This is a genomic window from Arthrobacter sp. FW305-BF8 (assembly GCF_021789315.1).
GTDB lineage: Bacteria > Actinomycetota > Actinomycetes > Actinomycetales > Micrococcaceae > Arthrobacter.
Window position 1 is genome coordinate 1,042,417 of sequence record NZ_CP084561.1, and the last position, 18,519, is coordinate 1,060,935.

The 18,519-nt window shown below is 60.7% G+C and carries 15 protein-coding genes and 1 pseudogene; 7 read left to right on the plus strand and 9 right to left on the minus strand.

Translation table 11 applies throughout. The features are described 5' to 3' along the window. Positions 1-329: 329 nt before the first annotated feature. From LFT45_RS04710 to LFT45_RS04720, 3 genes are all read right to left on the minus strand, one after another. Positions 330-1,568 carry an MFS transporter gene (locus tag LFT45_RS04710; RefSeq protein ID WP_236807060.1) on the minus strand — a complete coding sequence of 413 codons (1,239 nt, stop codon included), beginning with the start codon at positions 1,566-1,568 and terminating at the stop codon, positions 330-332. 255 nt (positions 1,569-1,823) lie between these two features. Next, positions 1,824-2,711 carry an HpcH/HpaI aldolase/citrate lyase family protein gene (locus tag LFT45_RS04715; RefSeq protein WP_236807061.1) on the minus strand — a complete coding sequence of 296 codons (888 nt, stop codon included), beginning with the start codon at positions 2,709-2,711 and terminating at the stop codon, positions 1,824-1,826. Continuing rightward, positions 2,708-3,274 carry a MaoC family dehydratase gene (locus tag LFT45_RS04720; RefSeq protein ID WP_236807062.1) on the minus strand — a complete coding sequence of 189 codons (567 nt, stop codon included), beginning with the start codon at positions 3,272-3,274 and terminating at the stop codon, positions 2,708-2,710. The genes LFT45_RS04715 and LFT45_RS04720 overlap by 4 nt, the downstream gene beginning before the upstream one ends. 220 nt (positions 3,275-3,494) lie before the next feature. Here LFT45_RS04720 and LFT45_RS04725 point away from each other — a divergent pair, with 220 nt between their 5' ends. The 3 genes and pseudogenes from LFT45_RS04725 to LFT45_RS04735 all read left to right on the plus strand — a co-directional run bounded on the left by LFT45_RS04725 (position 3,495) and on the right by LFT45_RS04735 (position 6,435). After that, positions 3,495-4,670, plus strand: coding sequence for an acyl-CoA dehydrogenase family protein (locus tag LFT45_RS04725; RefSeq protein WP_236807063.1), 1,176 nt, complete (start codon positions 3,495-3,497; stop codon positions 4,668-4,670). A gap of 444 nt (positions 4,671-5,114) precedes the next feature. Further along, positions 5,115-5,534 (plus strand): annotated as a pseudogene (panD, locus tag LFT45_RS04730) (aspartate 1-decarboxylase). A 238-nt stretch (positions 5,535-5,772) separates the two neighbouring features. Further along, on the plus strand, positions 5,773-6,435 hold the full coding sequence (locus LFT45_RS04735) for a GntR family transcriptional regulator (protein WP_236807064.1): 663 nt from the start codon (positions 5,773-5,775) through the stop codon (positions 6,433-6,435). Positions 6,436-6,586: 151 nt separating this feature from the next. On the opposite strand, the gene LFT45_RS04740 is transcribed toward LFT45_RS04735, so the two are convergent. The 4 genes from LFT45_RS04740 to LFT45_RS04755 form a co-directional block, all read right to left on the minus strand. Then, entirely contained in the window at positions 6,587-6,976 is a 390-nt protein-coding gene (locus LFT45_RS04740; RefSeq protein ID WP_236807066.1) for a nuclear transport factor 2 family protein, read from the minus strand. Positions 6,977-7,337: 361 nt separating this feature from the next. Further along, positions 7,338-8,768 (minus strand): CitMHS family transporter, encoded by a 1,431-nt coding sequence (locus LFT45_RS04745; protein WP_236807068.1) that lies wholly within the window; start codon positions 8,766-8,768, stop codon positions 7,338-7,340. 75 nt (positions 8,769-8,843) lie between these two features. Further along, entirely contained in the window at positions 8,844-9,983 is a 1,140-nt protein-coding gene (locus tag LFT45_RS04750) for a CaiB/BaiF CoA transferase family protein (RefSeq protein WP_236807070.1), read from the minus strand. A gap of 20 nt (positions 9,984-10,003) precedes the next feature. After that, a complete protein-coding gene (locus LFT45_RS04755) occupies positions 10,004-10,933 on the minus strand; it encodes an HpcH/HpaI aldolase/citrate lyase family protein (protein ID WP_236807072.1) in 930 nt (309 codons plus the stop codon). Positions 10,934-11,779: 846 nt separating this feature from the next. On the opposite strand from LFT45_RS04755, the gene LFT45_RS04760 reads away from it, so the two are divergent. The 4 genes from LFT45_RS04760 to LFT45_RS04775 all read left to right on the plus strand — a co-directional run bounded on the left by LFT45_RS04760 (position 11,780) and on the right by LFT45_RS04775 (position 15,465). Continuing rightward, positions 11,780-12,484: a transporter substrate-binding domain-containing protein gene (locus LFT45_RS04760; protein ID WP_236807074.1), complete on the plus strand. Its 705-nt coding sequence runs from the start codon at positions 11,780-11,782 to the stop codon at positions 12,482-12,484. A 233-nt stretch (positions 12,485-12,717) separates the two neighbouring features. Then, positions 12,718-13,122, plus strand: a complete 405-nt coding sequence (locus LFT45_RS04765; protein WP_236807076.1) for a VOC family protein — start codon at positions 12,718-12,720, stop codon at positions 13,120-13,122. Between the two features lie 156 nt (positions 13,123-13,278). Beyond that, positions 13,279-14,076, plus strand: coding sequence for an SDR family NAD(P)-dependent oxidoreductase (locus LFT45_RS04770; protein ID WP_236807078.1), 798 nt, complete (start codon positions 13,279-13,281; stop codon positions 14,074-14,076). Positions 14,077-14,310: 234 nt separating this feature from the next. Further along, complete coding sequence (locus LFT45_RS04775) at positions 14,311-15,465, plus strand: CaiB/BaiF CoA transferase family protein (protein ID WP_236807079.1); 1,155 nt, start codon at positions 14,311-14,313, stop codon at positions 15,463-15,465. A gap of 195 nt (positions 15,466-15,660) precedes the next feature. Here the strand turns inward: LFT45_RS04775 and LFT45_RS04780 are convergent, their stop codons facing one another. Further along, positions 15,661-16,596: a LysR family transcriptional regulator gene (locus LFT45_RS04780; protein ID WP_236807080.1), complete on the minus strand. Its 936-nt coding sequence runs from the start codon at positions 16,594-16,596 to the stop codon at positions 15,661-15,663. Between the two features lie 337 nt (positions 16,597-16,933). After that, on the minus strand, positions 16,934-18,325 hold the full coding sequence (locus LFT45_RS04785) for an MFS transporter (protein WP_236807081.1): 1,392 nt from the start codon (positions 18,323-18,325) through the stop codon (positions 16,934-16,936). Positions 18,326-18,519: the final 194 nt, after the last annotated feature.

Sequence of the window (18,519 nt, forward strand, 5' to 3'; positions counted from 1 at the left end):
TTGCGTGCCTGCCACTGGCGCAAATCCGACGCACACTCGGCCGGCAGCCGGTGAACAAGCTGAGGCAAACCGCCCCCATTCGCTCGAGAGGACAGGGGCGGTTTTCGTGTGGTGGCGTCGGCCGGGCCCCAACTTACGGTGGCCCCGGGCCACTCCGCGACGGGTGAACTTGGCGTCAAGTTCGCCTTTGGTCAGCTGCTCGCGGATTTAGCGCACATTGTCATCGGCAAGCGTCACAGGCAACGCCTCGAGGAACTCTCGGGACGGCTGACGTGTCCCGGCGGGTGGTGACTTCAACGGATCCTGGGCTGGCCGGAACGGAATTGTTTTCAGGAAGCGGCCGGCTTGGCCGCCGCCTGTCGCGCGATTCGGGAGGTCGCAAGGGCCAAGATGGAGGCCAGCAGCAGCACCGCCCCACTCGCCGCGAAGGTGCCGCGGTAGCCGATGGAGTCGAACAGGAGGCCGCCCAGGGTGGAACCGACGGCGATGCACGTCTGGACCACGGCTACCATCAGACCGCCGCCCTGTTCGGCATTGCGGGGCATGGCCTTGGCGATCCAGCTCCACCAGCCGACAGGTGCTGAAGTCCCCAGCAGTCCCCACAGGCCCAGGAGTACTACGACGGCGGCGACTCCCGCCCCGAAGGGGATGAGGGCCCCCGCGATGAGCGCCAAGAGGGCAGGAATGGTGATCAGTGTCCGGTACAGGGACGGTCCGAGGAAGCGGCCGATCAGGACGGTGCCGGCGAAACCGCTCACTCCGAGTACGAGGAGAACGAGCGAAATCCCGGGCACGTCGATCTGGGTCACGGTTTCCAGGAACGGGCGGATATAGGTGAACAGGATGAACTGGCCCATGAAGAAGGCGCCGCAGGCCGCCATGCCCCAGGCGATGGACCGGTTCTTAAATGCCGAGAAGATCGTGAAGATATCGCGGACCGCCGTCGAACGCCGGGGAACCTTCAGGGAAGGCAGGCTGATCCATTGCCAGACCAGGACGATCATGGCCACCGGCACCAGGCAGAAGAAGGCGCCTCGCCATCCCATGATGGCGCCCAGATAGCTGCCCAGGGGTGCTGCCAGCACGGTGGCGAGGGCGTTGCCGCCGTTGAAGATCGCGAGGGCGCGCGATAGCCGGGTGGCCGGCACCAGCCGCATGGCGGTGGCTGCCGACATGGACCAGAAGCCGCCTATGACCACGCCGATGAGTGCCCGGCCGATCATGAATAGCAGATAGCCCGGTGAGAGGGCGACCAGGGCGCCGGAGACGGCCATCAGTGCCGTCAGGCCCAGGAGGAGCGTCTTGCGGTTCATGCTGCCGGCCAGTGCGGAGATCGACAGGCTCGTCAGTACGGCGAACACGCCGGAGATCGCAATGCCTTGCCCGACCATCCCTTCGGAGACCTGGAGATCGGCGGCCATGGGCGTGAGCAGGCTGACAGGCATGAACTCGGAAGCGACCAGCGCGAAGGCGCCAAACGACATGGCGAAGACGCCTCCCCAGTGCCCGCGGTGGCCGCTGGATGGTCCCTGTGTCTCGCGTCCACGGACGACGGAAGTGTCAGGCATGAAGTTCCCTCCCGTTGCGGTACTTCTCGATCATCCATCCGATCATGAGCCGGCTCCCGGAGGGAGACCCGCTTAAGAGGGGTACCAGTAGGGCCTCCCTTGGCGGCGCCGGGGTGGTCGTTACCGCCATCATTGTCATGGCGGCCTTACTCGGCCACGATTCCAATGCGAAAACCCCGGACCAGACGGGTGGCACATGGGGTCCCGGCGTCCGGTGCCGCGAGATCACGCTGCTGCCCTCCAGCAGCCCGTCCATTACTGCTCCGTTTCTGCCCGGTGCAGGATGCGTTTGGCCCGCTCGGTTACCGGGCGGTCGATCATCTGTCCGTCCACCTGCGCGGCACCCCCTTCGGCGCCGATCACGGAACGCGCCCACTGAACTTCTGATTTCGTCGGCGCGAACGCTCCGCGCACGGCGGCCACTTGGGCCGGATGGATGCACAGCTTCCCGCCGAAGCCGAAGTTTCGGGCGAGCATGGCGGAATCGGCGACCTTGCCGCTGTCAGCGATCTCGGTGGATGGCGAGTCCAGCGGGGCCGCGATGCCAGCGACCCGGGAGGCCAGGACCAGCTGCGCCCGGGCATGGTCCAGGAACCGGTCTCCGCCGTCGGCATTGATGTCCAGCGCGAAGTCGATGGCGCCGAAGGCCAGACGCGTCACCCCAGGCACCCTCGCGAGTTCCACCGCATTCACCACACCGGCGGCCGATTCGATCAGCGGAACCAAGGCCAAGCGCTGGGGCACTTGAGCGCGCAGCCGCCCCACGGCGCCGGCGTCTTCGGCCTTCGGCACCATGATGCCGAGTAGGCCGGCCCCAGGCGCCTCGGCGGCGGTGAGCAGCGCGGTGATCTCGCCGTCGTAGTGGTCCGAACCCATCGGGTTCACACGCACCAAGGCGCTCACACGCCCGCCGACTTCACCTGGGGCGAGTGCGGCGAGCACAGCGGCCAGCGCGCCGGCCTTGGCGTCGGGTGCCACGGCGTCTTCCAGATCAATTATCACGACGCCGGCGCCCGCGGCGGCCGCCTTCGCGAATCGCTCCGGACGGTCACCTGGAACGAACAGTGCCGTGACCGCCGCCGCTACCGCGTCCGTGCTGTCCAAGTTGGTGTCGGTTGTGATGTTGCCAGTCGGCCCCCTCATTGGGCGTCTCCGATTTGAGGCAGGCTGGACTCGTCGGGGCGAGCAGACTCAACACCGGGCAGATGGCCCTGCCTGTACACCATGAAGGTGCGGCGGTAGCTGATGATGATCTTGCCGTCCTGGTTAAAGCCTTCGGTGGCCACGGTCACCAGGCCGAGGTTCGGGCGGGACTTCGATTCCCGGGTGGCGAGGACCTTGGAGCGCGAATAGATCGTGTCGCCTTCATACACGGGGTTGGGCATGCGGACCTCGTCCCAGCCCATGTTGGCGAAGACGTTCATGGACAGATCGATGGTCGATTGGCCTGTGACCAGCGCGAGCGTGAAGGTGGAGTTGACCAGCGGCAGGCTGAACTCAGTGGCTTTGGCGAAATTTCGGTCCACGTGCGTTTTGGCCACGTTCTGCGTCATTAGCGTGAAGGACTGGTTGTCCGCCTCGGTGACGGTCTTCCCGAACGGGTGGTAGTAGATGTCACCGGGCGAGAAGTCTTCAAACAAGCGGCCTGTCCAGCCGCTTACTACACGGCCTTCCCCGGCTGGCGTCTGGGTTGCATGTTCGGTCATCGCTGCTCTCCTTGGTTTCGCTATATATGCTGCCCGCTTTTGCCGGCAAAGCAGAAAATATATTGGGACTCCCGTCAGTTTGGCCGGAAAATCGCCTGAATGTCAAGGATTTCTGGAGTGCCAGCCACATTCCGCGTCCCTTGTCAGATCTCAATATATTGCGTATCGTCGTGTTCCGGAGGTGACGGAAGGTCGCCAGCCACGATTAGAAGGAGCACCGATGCACACCCTCACCACCGGACTGGACCAGCTGCGCGAGCAGACCCGCCTTCTGTGCGCCAGCTTCCCGGACGAGTACTGGCGAGAGACGGACCTCAACCGCCGCTACCCGCAGGAGTTCGTGGACACCCTCACTGAGGCCGGCTTGCTCTCGGCGCTGATTCCCGTCGAGTACGGCGGCCTGGGCGTGGGGCTGACCGAGGCCAGCGTTATCATGGAGGAAATCAACAAATCTGGCGGCCACTCGGCGGCGTGCCACGCGCAGATGTACACCATGGGCGCCCTGCTCCGGCACGGCAACGCGGCCCAGAAGCAGGCGTACCTGCCCAAGATCGCTGCCGGCGCGCTAAGGCTGCAGGCCTTCTCCATTACCGAGGACAAGGCGGGCTCGGACACCACCAGCATTGAAACCGCGGCCGTACGCGACGGCGACGATTTCATCATCACCGGCCACAAGAGCTGGACCAGCCGGATCGAGGAATCCGACCTTCTCTTCGTCCTGGCCCGCACCTCCGAGAAGCCGGAAGGTAAGGGCACCGATAAGACCCATGGCCTGACGCTGTTCCTGGTGGATCTGCGCCAGGTCCGCGCAGAGCAGCCGGACACCCTCGAAGTTGTCAAGGTCCGTACGATGTTCAATTACGCCACCAACCAGATCTTCTACCGCGGCATGCGCGTCCCGGCGTCGGCCGTGATCGGCGAGGTGGGCAAGGGCTTCCGCTACGTCATCGACGGCTGGAACGCCGAACGCATCCTACTGGCTTCCGAAGCTATCGGGGACGGCTACTGGTTCACCCAGCGGGGCGTGGAGTATGCCAACAGCCGCGAGGTGTTCGGCCGGAAGATTGGCAGGAACCAGGGTGTGCAGTTCCCTATCACCGATGCATACATGAAGGTCCGTGCCGCGGACATGATGCGCTACGAAGCGGCACGGCTCTTCGACGCCGGCGAGGCGTGTGGCGCGGAGGCCAACATGGCTAAGCACCTGGCATCGGAGGCGAGCTGGGCGGCGGCGAATGCATGCCTTGACACCCACGGCGGCTACGGGTTCGTGGACGAGTACGACGTGGAACGGAAGTTCCGCGAGACACGCATGTTCCAAGTGGCGCCGGTCAACAACAACATGATCAAGAGCTTCGTTGCCACCAAGGTACTGGGGTTGCCCCGCTCTTACTAAGGCGTAGGCCCAGCCCTCCAACATCCTCTTGTGCGAGGCGCCCAATCGCTTACGGCGCCTCACCGCGCTGAATGGCCCGGTACAGCTTTCCAGATTCGACTACATCCATTAAGGAGCAAAACGATGGACCTTCAGCTGCAACCAAATTGGCAACGCACTCTCGGACAGCGTGTAGAGATTTGGAGAGACGGGAAATTTGTCCGGGAGGGAACAGTCGAGGCTGTCATGCCGGACAACTCTTTTCTTTGGATTTCAGCGGAGGTCAACTCTTCGAGGCAGATGATCTCTCACCATGACGGATACCGGGTTTTCACGCATTTCCTGCCCCCGCGTACGTCCCGGAACGACCACTAGAAAGTTTCGGGACAGACCTGCAAGGCGCCACCGTCATACAGGATGCGGAGTGGTGGCTTGGCTGCTACACAGGAGTACTTGGAGTTCACGATGAATCGAACAATCTTCAAGTCCAAAATAAGTCGGGCTACTGTCACGCACGCGGACATGCATTACGTTGCACCGTCGATCTGGACCTGCTCGATGCCGCTGACATCCTTCCGGGGGAGCTGGTGAGCATCGTGGATGTGACTAATGGCGCGCGTCTGGAGACATACACCATTGCCGGCGAGCGTGGCTCGGGCCTCATCGGCATCAACGGCGCGGCAGCACAACTGGGTGTATGAAAACGACATCGTCATTCTGATGGCGTATTCCCAGATGACGGCCGGAGAAATGAGGGTTCATGAACCACGGGTGGTCCATGTCGACGAAGACAACCGGGTTATCGAATCGGGCCATGATCACGTCAAGGACCCCGTACCGGGACTTTTACGCCCGCTGCCCGCCCTGAACAACGCCGCCATCTAATCCGGACCGTAGGTTCTAGTAACCGACCAGGATGCCGTTCCCCGGACGGATTCCGCTGGCTGCCCTCGCACATTTGCGACATCAGTCCTGCACAGCAGGTCAGCCGTGGCTGATGCCGTATGTTAGGTCGGGAAAATGATCAGAAAAGAGTGCGCAGACCATGACCAGCCGCAGTCAACGCAGCAACGCACGCCCGCAACTAAGCGAGAGAGCGACCGCCCATATCCGGGGGCTCATTATGTCCGGTGAACTGAGGCCAGGCACACTAGTTCGTCCCGAGACCATTGGCGAGGAGCTGGGCATCTCTACTACACCGGCACGCGAGGCCCTGCAAGCTTTGCGTGTCGAGGGGTTTCTCCAACTGGTGCCGCGGCGCGGATTCGTCGTGGGTCCGCTCACGGGCGAAGACATCCGGGACCTTTTCCAGGTCCAGGCCCTCATCGGCGGGGAGCTAGCCGCCCGCGCAGCCGCCAAGGCGACCGAGCGGGACGTGGCCGAGCTCGAGGCACTGCACCACGAGCTGATTGCGGCTGCCGCCCGGAACGACCATGAACGGCTGGAAGAGAAGAACCATGCCTTTCACCGCGAGATCAACCTGCTCGCCGATTCTCGCAAAATTATCTGGTTGCTGGGCCTGGTTACCCGGTACGTCCCGAGGCAGTTCTACTCATCCATCCCGGGCTGGCCGCGGGCCACCATGGACGACCACGCCGAACTGCTCAAGGGCATAAAGGCCAAAGACCCGGCGGCAACGCGGGTGGCGATGCACCAGCACATCGTCCATTCCGGTGAACTGCTGGCCGCCCACTTCGATGCGCGCGTCGCGGCAGCCGAAGCGGCGGACAACGAGCCGACGTATACCGCGCAGACGAACGCCGGCGGAGGGCTGGCTTCGGCCTAAACTCCGCCATGACCGACAAGGGGGATAGCCGGTTTCAGTGTCATTATCTTTCCCTTTCCGGTTGGAACCAGCGCCACCACGGGTCCCATGCGGCCACCGGGGCATTGAGGGTTCCAAGCGGCGGAAGAGGACTGGTGCCCCGAGGTAGCCTTCAAACTTGCAGCTGGGGTGTGGCCTGGTAAGCCACGAACTTCCAGGAACCCTCTTCGTTCACCCACACGGCGAGGGCACTGTTCTTCATTGTTGTGGGAGTCCCGTTGACGGTCAGGTCTGCGTTCATTCGGACAACGACCAGGGCTGTATTGCCAATGATTGTGATTTTTTCGCTCTCGTGGTCAATTCGGTGGTATCGGACAGCGCCTGTGCGCAGCTTGTCCGTATAGGCTTTCAAGGAATCCGTGTTGCCCCCTGAATGCGTGTATACGAGCTCTGGGTGGCATAGTCCTTCGAAGGTGTCCACATCGCCAGCGAGGACCGCGCTATACCGCTGGTCTTCGAGCCTCTGAACGACGGCCTTTGCATTGCTGCTTGAGTTAGCCATGAATTTTTTCCTTCATGAGTGTGGTGAGGAAAGTCCGTGGGCAGTTCCAGGGGAGCTACCTTCCTGTTAGGACTCGCGGTCGTTGTGAACTATTCGCGTCTGTGACAGAACGCTGTCGAAGCGGGTGGGTGTGCAAATGGACCTCGTCACAGTAGTGCACGGTTGTCCTGTCCATTGTGGGGGGCCGGAGCGCAAACGTTGCACCCCGCCTGAAGCACTTAGCCTCGGAGGCGCTCCTTCACGGCCGGCTTTCGACCGTGAAGGGCGCCCCTAGTCGAGAGCCGTTGGGCCGCAGCGTAGGGCGCGGCTCCGTTCTCTCGGGTATGCAAAGAGCTCCTGATGGGGAGCCGTTGCCTGATAATCAGAATGGAAGCGGGACCAATCCGAATATGATCGCTGCGATAAGCATGATGAAGCTCACGAAACAACCCCATCGCAAGTAGAAGCGTATATGGTCACCAATCTTGACCCCAGTCAGGGCAATGAGCACCCAGAATGATCCGGAGAATATGTGCAGAGGTGCCCCGACAGTGGAGTTGCCGATTAGAGAGGCCATTGCGACAGACTCAGTAGAGAGGCCCAGGTGCTGAGCGGTCTCCGCCAAGATTGGAAGCACGGCCAAGTAGTAGGAATTCACATCGATAAGCAAGGTCAGCGGAGTTGCCAGTAGCCCGACGATTATTGGCAGCCATGGTCCCCACGAATCAGGTACTGATGATGCCAGGGTGGTTGCCATCTCCTGCATCATTCCCGAACCCCTGAGAATACCAAGGAAAATCCCAGCGCTAAAGAGAATTGCCGCGACCATGAGCGGCTCCCTCGCGCGCATCTGGATAACTTCCAGCTGCATTTTGGCGCTTGGGTAATTTATCATCAGCATGATAATAGTTCCGAGCATGAAGACCATCGGGGCAGGAATTACATCGGCAATCAATACTCCGATCACGACCACGATCAGCGCGCAATTCAACCACACCAACCGGGGCCGTGTTAAATCTTCTTCGCCTTCCGTCTGCATCTGTGCTGAAGGCCGAGGAAGTATCGGATCGAGTGTGACCGTAGTGGCGGTGCTAGCACTCGGGGGTGACCCAGTGCCTGCAGCCCCAGACCCAGTGCCCGCAGCCGCAAGCGCGTCCGTGCCCTGCGTAGCGCCAAAGATCTGCCTGCCACCAGATGTAAGAACGGCAGATTCAGCAGCGCCTGCCAGACGCCTCGTCTCGCGCTTACCTAAGACGTAGCCAACCGCCCAGACCGCAGCCAGGCCAGCAGCCTGCACGGGCAGCAGCGGAATCCACAGGTCGTTTACTCCAACATTCAACGATGCTGCAGCCCGTGCCAGTGGCCCTCCCCACGGCACCATGTTCTGCACGCCGAAAGACAGACCCACAAGTGTTGCGAGCACCAGAGGGTTCATGCCTAGCCCTCGGTACAGAGGAAGCATCGCCGAGATAACAATCAGATAGGTTGCAGTGCCGTCACCGTCGAAAGCAATCAACTGAGATAGCAAGACAGTCGCAAGAGCGACTTTCAGGGGGCTTCTGCCGGCGATCCTCAGTATCCGTTCCACAAATGGGTCGAAAGCGCCAGCCTGCAACATGATGGTGAAGAACAGGATTCCGAATACCTGAAGAGCCGCGGTGTTTGCAATGTTTTGCACTCCCTCGGTCGCAAATTTTCCGATGTCCGCCATGCTGAAACCAGCAACGAGTGCGATCACCAAGGGAATGACTGTAAAAGCTGAGAAGGGAGTGGCCTTGTTGGATATCAGAAGAGCCACAATGATGACCAGCATGAGGATGCCGTATAGCGCTAGCATGCATGCCTTTCTTCAATCTGTATCGATTGGTTGACGAACAACTTGGCCGTCTTACGCGTGGATTTTGGTGGTGGGTGCGTTGAGCAGTTGGTTGTGGGCTCCTAGTTTTGGGCCGAGTGAGCGGACTTGGCCTGGTGTGCGTGAGAGGCGGGGTACGGGGGCGGGTACGGTGAATTTTCCGTATTCTTCGCTTTCGACGGGGACGAGGTTGTGTCGGGCGGCGATGTGGGGGTCTTTGGTGATGTCGCTGGGTTTGCTGACTTTTTCGGCGATCACGCCGACGGATTTCAGGCTCGCGACTGCTTCGTCGGAATTTTGCGTTCCGAGCCATGCGCCGAGGGCGTCCTTGATCACTGAGACGGGGATGTCGCCCTCGCCTTTGACCTCGAGGTGCCCGCCTTCCTGCAGGAAGTCCACGACGTTGCCGACGTGCTTTCCGGTGGCGGCGGATACGACCACGAACTTGCCGTCGATGGTCGGCAGAATTTCTGTGATGAACCCGCCGGCAAACGGGAATGATGCTCCTGCGCGGGTGGAATCTATGCCAAGAACGTCAAGGAAGGGCACCTGCCAATCGATCATCCTGAACAGGCCTTCATAGAGGGGCAGGTCGATCATCTGTCCCAGTCCGGAGGTGTTCCGCTCATGGAGGGCAAGCATCACGCCGAAGGCGCCAAAGACACCGGTGACCAGGTCTCCGTGGGAGTAGCCCGGGTGGACGGGCGGGCCGTCGGTGTAGCCGGTGAGGTTCGTGGCACCGCTGAAGGCTTCGCTGATTTTGCCGAAGCCTGGGCGGGCACTGTAGGGACCGGTCTGGCCGAATCCGGAGATCCGGAGCATCACGGCCCGGGGATTGATGGCGTGGACGTCGTCCCAGCCCAGCCCGAACTGTTCCATGACTCCGGGACGGTAGTTTTCAATGATTACGTCCGCGCTTTCGACCAGTTCGCGGGCGAAGGCCGCGCCTTCGGGGCTGCCGAGGTCGACTTCCACACTCTTTTTGTTCCGTGCGCTCACCTCGAACCAGAGCCCACGTGCGTTTTGCGGGCCCATCTTGCGGAGGCTGTCGCCCTGGTTTGGACGCTCAATCTTGATAACTTCGGCACCGTGGTCGCCGAGCAGGCTTGCTGCGAAGGGCCCTGCGATCACGTGGCCGAATTCAAGTACCCGGATTCCTTCTAGTGAGGACATTGCTTCTCTTCTCGTAGTCTTTAGTTAATGGGGCTGGCAGTGAGTCGGTACTCCGAGGCACGTTCAAGCGTGGCTCGGGCTGAAACGCCGTGTGCGGTATCGATCATCTGGCCGTCAAGTGCAACGGCCCCGCGGCGCTCTGCATGCGCGTGTTCGAGAGCCTCGAGGACCCGTTCGGCCCTCTCTATCTCTTCAGTGCTGGGGCCGAAAGTCGTGTTTGCGGCCAGCACATGCGACGGATGTATCAGCGTCGCCCCGGCGTATCCGATATTTCTTGCCTGCTGGAGCTTCTCGTGCATCTCGTCCTCGCCGTGTCCCACTGAGGCCGAGACCATGGCGTAGGTGGCGCAGCCGGCAGCCCGGCCTTCGAGCTGGACGTGGGAAAGCAGGAACAGAGTCTCCAGACCGGATCTCGTGGGCGTGAAGCCGACTGATCGTGCGACGTCTCCGTCCGGGATCGTGCCTGTCATAAGGCTCTTGACCCGCTCATCGCAGCTGCCGAGTTCGAAGGCATTGCGGATACCTGCAGCACTCTCCAGCATGACGTGCACATCAAGTGGCCGGGCCCGGTCCGAGTTTTGCTCGAAGAGCCTGACCGTGTTTATCAGCATTTTCAGGTCGTCAACGCTCTCCGCCTTCGGAACCACCACCCCGGCGCAGCGGGAGGCGACGATGGCCTGAACGTCCTCGAGAAGATGGCCGGAATGTATTTCATTCATCCGGGCCAGCAGCTGCACGTCACCGTGGTCGTCCGCCTCGATTGATTGCAGGGCCTCCCTCGCGGCAGGCTTATCTGCTTCAGCAACAGCATCTTCCAGGTCGAGGATAAGAGCGTCCGCCCCGGCCCGGACACCGCTGCTGATCCACCGCAGCTTGGTAGCCGGGATAAACAGCAGTGACCTGAAAAGCTGACGCGAATTGGTAACAGCAGCGTCGGTTGAGATCGTCATTGGGCTCCCGTGCAAATCGAGATGAACGCCGGCCATTCAACGTCCATCGAGTAGTGACTCCCGGCTTCACTCCGGTGATTCGAGTCACAGGTCATGTATGCCCATCCTCCGCGGTGATGAGACCCGAAGGCAAATGACCATTCCTGATACCTCTATCACCCCCCGACATCAACTCGGGCACCACCACTAAGGGGCTCACCCTCCCCGCACCCCCCGTCGGACAGCAGCCAGGAACGGGCGCCAAGTTCCAAAATGCTCTTCCAGCAACTTAGGACGATATCGGCGGAGAAGCAGCGGAGGGACGCCTCCCTGCGCCTAGCGGTACCGGATTCCCTCAGGCATGGAACCGCGGCCGGGCAAGCGAGGCCGCTCTGACTCGTCCGGTAATTCGAGGTCTCCGTATCAGGGAGCAAGTGCTGAAGAGCCGGCTGCTGCCTCTCAGGGTTCGTTACAAGGGTGCGTTCCACAACCCCAGGAGAGCGCCATGTCGAGCACCTCGCCTGGTCGATCAAGGCTGGGTTGGCGATCGTGGCAGCGGCTGATCACGTGATCCCTGAGCGTGCCGGCGCTGCCCTGGCCCGTGCTAGAGTTCGCACACCGGCGGAGCATCCTCCGCTGACGGGAGGGGCCGATGGGCGGGTCCGGTGGTCGGCGCAAGGGCCGACGGCTTCTGCCTCCAAGAACCCATCTATGGTGCAAGCCCCTGTTTAGATGAGGTGCCTGTGCGGCACTCGAGACTGTGTTGAGTACTTGCGCGTCAAGTCAACCACTGAGTGCTCGGAGGCTCGGGGAGGATCATTCCCCGGCAAAGAGTGCGTCCACGTTCGCTATTGAAAGGGAAGATCCATGGGTGTCAAAGTGCCTAATCCGGAGTTAGTGAAGGCTCTGGTTCCAAGTGGCGTGCTGCGTGCCGCCATTAATCTGGGAAACCCGGTCCTGGCCCAAGGGGATGCAGTTCGACCAACCGGCATAACGGTGATGCTTGCGCGCGAAATGGCGACGTGGCTGCATTCTCCGGTTCGGTTCCTGTGCGTCGAAGCAGCCCGTGACGCTTACAGTGCGATGGCTGAGCGGAGGGCAGACGTGTGCTTCCTCGCCAATGAGCCCAAGCGACGCGAACATGTTGCCTTTACTCCGCCATACGTGGTTCTGGAAGGCGTATACGCAACGCGGCTACATGCCCCATTCGAAGATGCGACGGAGGTTGATAGATCTGGAGTGCGTATCGCGGTACGGCGCGGGTCGGCATATGACCTCTACCTGTCACGCACGATAAATGAAGCGCAAATAGTTCGTGCTAAGTCGGAGACGGACGCCTACGCCCAGCAGGAGTTAGATGTTGTTGCCGGGGTTCGGCAGCCTCTGACGGCTTATGCTTCTTCCTCCGGTGATCGCATCCTTGAGCCGCCATTTATGCGGATACAACAATCGATCGGGCTACCGCAGGGCACGCCTGATGAGGTCGTCGGCGTAGTCGCCGACTGGCTTGACCACATCAAGTCGACGCTGCCGGTGCGCAGGGAGCTCGAGCGGATAAATGAAGGACCGTAGCCTCTTCTATTGGTGCACCTTCAGTCGAGAATTGCACGCATGTCGGAGTGTAATGGTCCCATCAGAAAATATGAATGGTGAGGGGCTTCCATCACGGGCTACTATGGCAATAGTCCGGCCCTAGTGCGGGCATGAATGAGTGTCCGAACACCAAGGGCTGGAAACTAAAAAGTCCGTTTCTACCACTCAAATATAAGAGGAGCTGCATCCCAATGAGGTCTCGGATTCATCACGTGAACATTCCTGCTCTCAAGTTTGAACAAACAATCGCCTTTTATCAGGACATTTTCGATTTGGTCAATTTGAACCCGAACTTCGCGACTGACTACAACCAGCGAGGTGGAACTCGTTTTGTCGGTCCGGAGACAGCGGAAACGTCAGAGGGAGCCGAGTGGCCCACCATTCACATCTCGGAATCTACACCTCAGTACGCGAAGGCCGTGAGCGAGTTGGGGATCAACCCTCGGCTCAATGGGCATATCGCAATTGCAGTGGATGATATTGAGGAAGTGAAGTCCCGTCTATCTACGGCGGGTATCTTCTACGTTGAGGCCGGGCGCTGGGCTGTTCAGGACTACCATCAGATCTACACCTATGACCCCTCCATGAATCTCATCGAGATCAACCAGGCATTCTGACTGTACGGGCGCAGCAGGCCACATTCGGATCGAGGTGTCGGATCGTTGTAGTCCCACTGGACATGCAGTCCGATCCTTCTCCATGCTGCGGAATTCTCGTAGGCTCCGCAGCAGGCCTGCGAAGCAATAACTCACTAAGTGTGGAGAAGTGAATTTATGGACTTGTTATTGGCCGGCAAAAGCGCCATCGTCACAGGAGCTAGTAAGGGGATCGGGCTTTCCGTAGCTACTACCCTTGCTCGTGAGGGCGCTAAAGTTACGATGGTCGCGCGCAGCGGTGATGACCTAGAGCGTGCATGCGCTCAGATTCGCTCAGATGGCGGTCAGGCGCTGACTGTATCAGCAGATACGACAAACGAGGCGGCCATCAGCGTGGTTGTTGCCACGACCTTGCAGGAGTTCGGGAGCGTTGACATACTCGTGAACGCGGCCGCACAGGCTGCCGATGCGACTAAGTCCGCTGCTATCAACGACCTGCGCGGAGCAGACCTGCTGCATGAGATGGACACCAAAGTGCTCGGCTATCTTCGCTGCGCTCAAGCGGTGGTGCCTCACATGGCTAGGTCCGGGTGGGGGAGAATAATCAATGTTGCGGGTCTGGGTGCACGGTCGACGGGGTCTGCGTTCAACTCGATCCGCAATGTCTCTGTCGCAGCCATGACCAAGAATCTTGCAGATGAGCTGGGTGAGTCGGGTATCAACGTGATCGCAGTTCATCCAGGCATGACTGTGACAGAACGGACTGAAGATCTGCTCGAGCGTATGGCCGTAGCGACTGGTGAGGACGTGCCTGCGGTGAAGGAGCGTCTGGATAACGCCATATCTATCGGCCGGATGGTCACATCTGCAGAAGTTGCAGACATCATCACCTTCCTCTGCTCCCCACGCAGCGTTGCTATCACAGGCGACTCGGTACCTGTGGGTGGCGGCCAGCGCGGTGTGATCCACTACTGACGAACCGCCGGTTCATGTCCCCCTGCATCGAGTTCTACCTGCCGCCCGTGAACGCCGAGATGTCGGGCGGCAGGCCGATTCCATGATGTTCCCTCAAAATGTAACGCCTATTGTGGCCACTGGGCCCGCAGACTTCGCCGGCGGACCGGCAGTCCGAACTATCACTAGAAACGCCGCGCCCGTGGCTGCAGGATAGGAGTTGACGTGGCGTCCCTGCCGTTAGAAGGACTCACTGTGGTCGCGCTCGAGCAGGCAGTTGCCGCCCCATTTGCGACGCGACAGCTCGCTGATCTGGGCGCCAGGGTGATCAAGGTCGAGCGCGACACTGGTGACTTCGCCCGCGGCTACGACGACAAGGTCGTCGGCATGGCCAGTTACTTTGTCTGGCTGAACCGCAGCAAGGAATCTATAGTGCTGGACCTTAAGTCAGACGGCGGTTTGCAGGTCCTGCGGCGGCTCGTCGAGGAAGCCGACATCCTCGTCCAGAACCTAGCCCCAGGTGCCGTCGAACGCATGGGGCTCGGCCCAGATGACGCGCTGCAACTGAACCCGCGCCTGATCCACACCTCCATTTCAGGCTATGGCCGAGGCGGCACCTACGGATCGAAGAAGGCCTATGACCTGCTGATCCAGTGTGAATCCGGACTGCTGTCCGTGACGGGCACGCCGGAGTCTCCGACCAAGGTTGGCGTCTCCATCGCCGATATCTGCGCCGGGATGTACGCCTACTCGGGAATCCTTACCGCCCTGATCCAGCGCGGTAAGACCGGACACGGCGACGTCATCGAAGTATCGATGCTCGAGGCACTGGCCGAATGGGTCACACAGCCGTACTTTTACTCCGAGTACGGTGGCCAACCCCCGCGCCGAAGCGGCGCCGAGCACGCTTCGATTGCGCCCTACGGCCCGTTCCCCGCCGCCGACGGAACGGTCTTCTTCGGTGTACAGAACGAACGTGAGTTCAAAGCATTCTGCTCCGATGTGCTTGGCACCCCCGAACTTTTCGCGGATCCCCGCTTCCAGGGCAACGCGGCTCGCGTAGCCAACCGGCTTGCCTTGCACGAGGTCATCATTGCCGTCTTCGCAGGACTACCCTCAGAGAAGGTTCTGCAGCGGCTCGACGATGCCGGGATCGCCAATGCGCGGCTGCGCACCATGGCGGAACTCTCCGCCCACCCGCAGCTGGCCGAGCGCGAACGCTGGCGAAACGTCGAGTCGCCGGTCGGCCTGTTGCGCAGCCTTGTCCCACCGGTGACTTCCCGCGAGTCGACGATCCGCATGGATCCGATACCCGGCATCGGCGATCATACGGCGACCATTCTGGCGGAGCTGGGCATGCCGGAGGCGAAGGCGAGAAGGTGTCCGCCGACCGGTGCGACTGGGGACTGATGATCGTCCGGCTGCAATTGAGCAACCAAGCCTCCGCCAGGATCCGGGGCCTCATCGGTCCAATGGACTTATCCAAGAACGCAAGCGTTCCCCACGACGAGTTGCATGCACCTGGGACTTCTCTAAAGTCGGGCCGCGGAGCTGTCCTCAATCCGCTGTGGGTTGAGACGTTCTGCAGCTGTTGTGACGGTATTGTTACTGCGAGTCCAGGAGCGTCGCGGAGGGCCACTCGCCTGTCACGACCAGCCGCCGAGATACTTGCAGTAGCTCGGTCGCCACAGCTTCGACCGCACGAGGTACCCGAGCCGCCCGCGGCAGACCGATTACCACAGAGCGCGACACACTCGGCTCTGAGAGAGGGGCACCGCTGAGCTTGCCTTGCTGGACGTCTCGGGCCACGCCCGCAGCTGGCAGGATAGCCCAACCTCGACCGGCCAACACCATCTGCTTCTGAACGCTCATCGAGTTGGTCTCGACAATGATTTTCGGCTCAAGAGGGATGTCCGCCCTCGCCTTATCGATGAGGGTGCGTAGACCGTGTCCGACGATTGGCAGGATGAGCGGTTCACGGAGTACCTGCTGCCAGGTGCTCGGTTCTGTTGGTAGTAGGCCCGCTTTGGGGGGTGCCACCGCCCAAAGGAGCTCATTGAGTAGTGGCTTCACACGCATCGACGTAGTATCTGCCACGTTATAGAGCAGGGCGACGTCGACGATACCGTCGTCCAACCATTGTTGGAGATCGCGAGAGACTCCTGACAACAAATGGAGCTCCACCCCCGGGAATTTCTCTGCTACCGAATCGATAAGCGTCGGGACCATGACATCTAACAGGCTCTCCAGCACCCCTACCGAAACTAGCCCCATTACCTCACCCGGCGCTGGTGTCAGTTCGGATCGGGCGCGCTCCAACTCTTGCAGCGCCCGGCGGGCATGCGAGAGGAAGACTTCGCCAGCTGGGGTGAGAACCATGCCATGACGTGTCCGCTCGAAGAGGACGACGCCCAGTTCGTCCTCAAGCGTCTTGATCTGCCGCGTCACCGCCGGCTGCACGAGGTGCAACAGCTGGGCAGCCCTGGTGACACTCTCGACTTCGGCCACGGTAACCATGGCAATGAGTTGCTTCATCTCCATAGGAACTCCTTGGCTTAGGATGCAATGACCCGAACCTATGGATCCAGGGAGCCGCACTCTCCCCAGATGACGGACTACGAAGTCGCAGATTTCTGATCACGTTAGCTGGTGGGAAGGCGCATGCCTACGGTAACACAGGGCCCAAGATATGCATGGGAGGGCTTTGGAACGGCCTCATCCTCCGAATTGTCGCTCCTGCGAAATTCGACTAGGTTCTTCACTAACTCCCGGCCGAAGGGAACTACCGCCGGCGCGGTGTCGTCCGAATCCTATTACGATACATTCCTCGGCAAGCAAGGGTCCGCATGCGCACCGGCAGCCGGGACCCTCTCCTGCGTTAGCTGACCACAATGTCAGGCCGTCCGTCCGATGTCCGGCGGGCACGGGTTTTTATGGCGTGGAAAAGCAGGGCGCCGAACACGACCGCGCAAAGGAGCGCTCCTATGGCGAAGGTCGTACTTATTCCGGACCCAGTTGGGTGCCTTGTCGGCGCCATGTTGGCCGCGAGCACTGCACCGGAGATGGCTGTACCGAAGGAGCTGCCCACCGTTCGCAGGACTTGGTTGAAGCTCACCGAACTGCCCAATTCTGCGGTCGCGACGCTGCGGGCGATGAGCGCCGGCATCGCGGCGTAGCTGGCCCCCATTCCTAAGCCGAATATCAGGGTTCCAACCAGGATTTCCCAGAGCTGGGTGTGGGCAAGCCATAGCAGCATTCCAGATGCCATCACGGTGCCTGCACCGATTGGCAGCAACATCGTAAGAGGAAGCCGGCGTGATAGGCGGCGAACGAGACGGTTCGCGGTGAAGCTTCCCACCGAAAGCGGAAACATCACAAATCCGGCCCAGAACACGGGCAGGGCTATGCCGTAGCCGGTAGAAGCCGGTGCTTGAGCGACGAGGCTCGAAATCGATAGGCCTATGTATAGGGCAGCACCTAGCCCTATTGCTGCACAGTTAGCCAGCAGTACCTCCCCGTTCCGGAGAACACGAAGATTGACCAAGGGATGCCGCTTCCGCAGCCCCGTCCCGACCCAGGCTGTCAATATAACCGCTGTGAAGATAAATACACCAATTGTCCACACTGAGCCCCACCCCCAGCTCGACCCTTCACTGACAGCAAGGAGCAGGCCAGCCAAACCCAAACCGAGAAGAGCCACACCCTGGTAGTCAAACGGCACCCGGGCTGCCTGCGCATCTGTCCCGGTAGGAATAGCCCTGAGCACCACAATGAACGCCGTAACCACGAACAGCGCGGCGAACCAGAACGCGAACCTAAAGTCGAAAAGCCCGGCAATGACTCCTGTCAGGGGATAGCCAACACCGAGGCCGGTAGCCACTGTCACTGACAGGCTGGATATGGAGACCTGTACTTTTTCGGGCGGGACGTATCGGCGGGCGAGGGCGATCGTCACCGGAACGATTGCATAAGTGAGACCCTGAAGTGCTCGTCCGATCAGAAATACCGTGAAATTCGGGGCGGAGGCGGCAAGCACGGACCCCACGAAGATAGCCGCCAGCGAGCAGAGGAGGAGTCGCTTCTTGTGCGGGCCGTCGCTGAGGCGCCCCAAAACAGGAGTCGCAACAGCACCAACTAGAAGGTTTATGGTCAGCATCCACTGCGCCGTGCTGACCGGAACATCCATCGCTGCGGCAATGGACGGTACCAGCAGCATGCCCAACGAGCTGACGACCGCTGTGGAAAGCGCCGCAAAAATCAGCGCTGGCACTAGTCTCAACGGTCACGCCCGCTTCCCTGCGGGAATCTTCCGATCTTAGCTTTCGAAGAATCTGCGGGGTCGCCGTTAGGCCGCCGGGAGGCCCCCGCTACCCCTTCCGGAGAAATGACATCGGAATCAGGCGTCAGCCAGTCGAAGTATTCAAAGTTGTCTGAAAATAACTGACTGACTACGCGCATAACTTC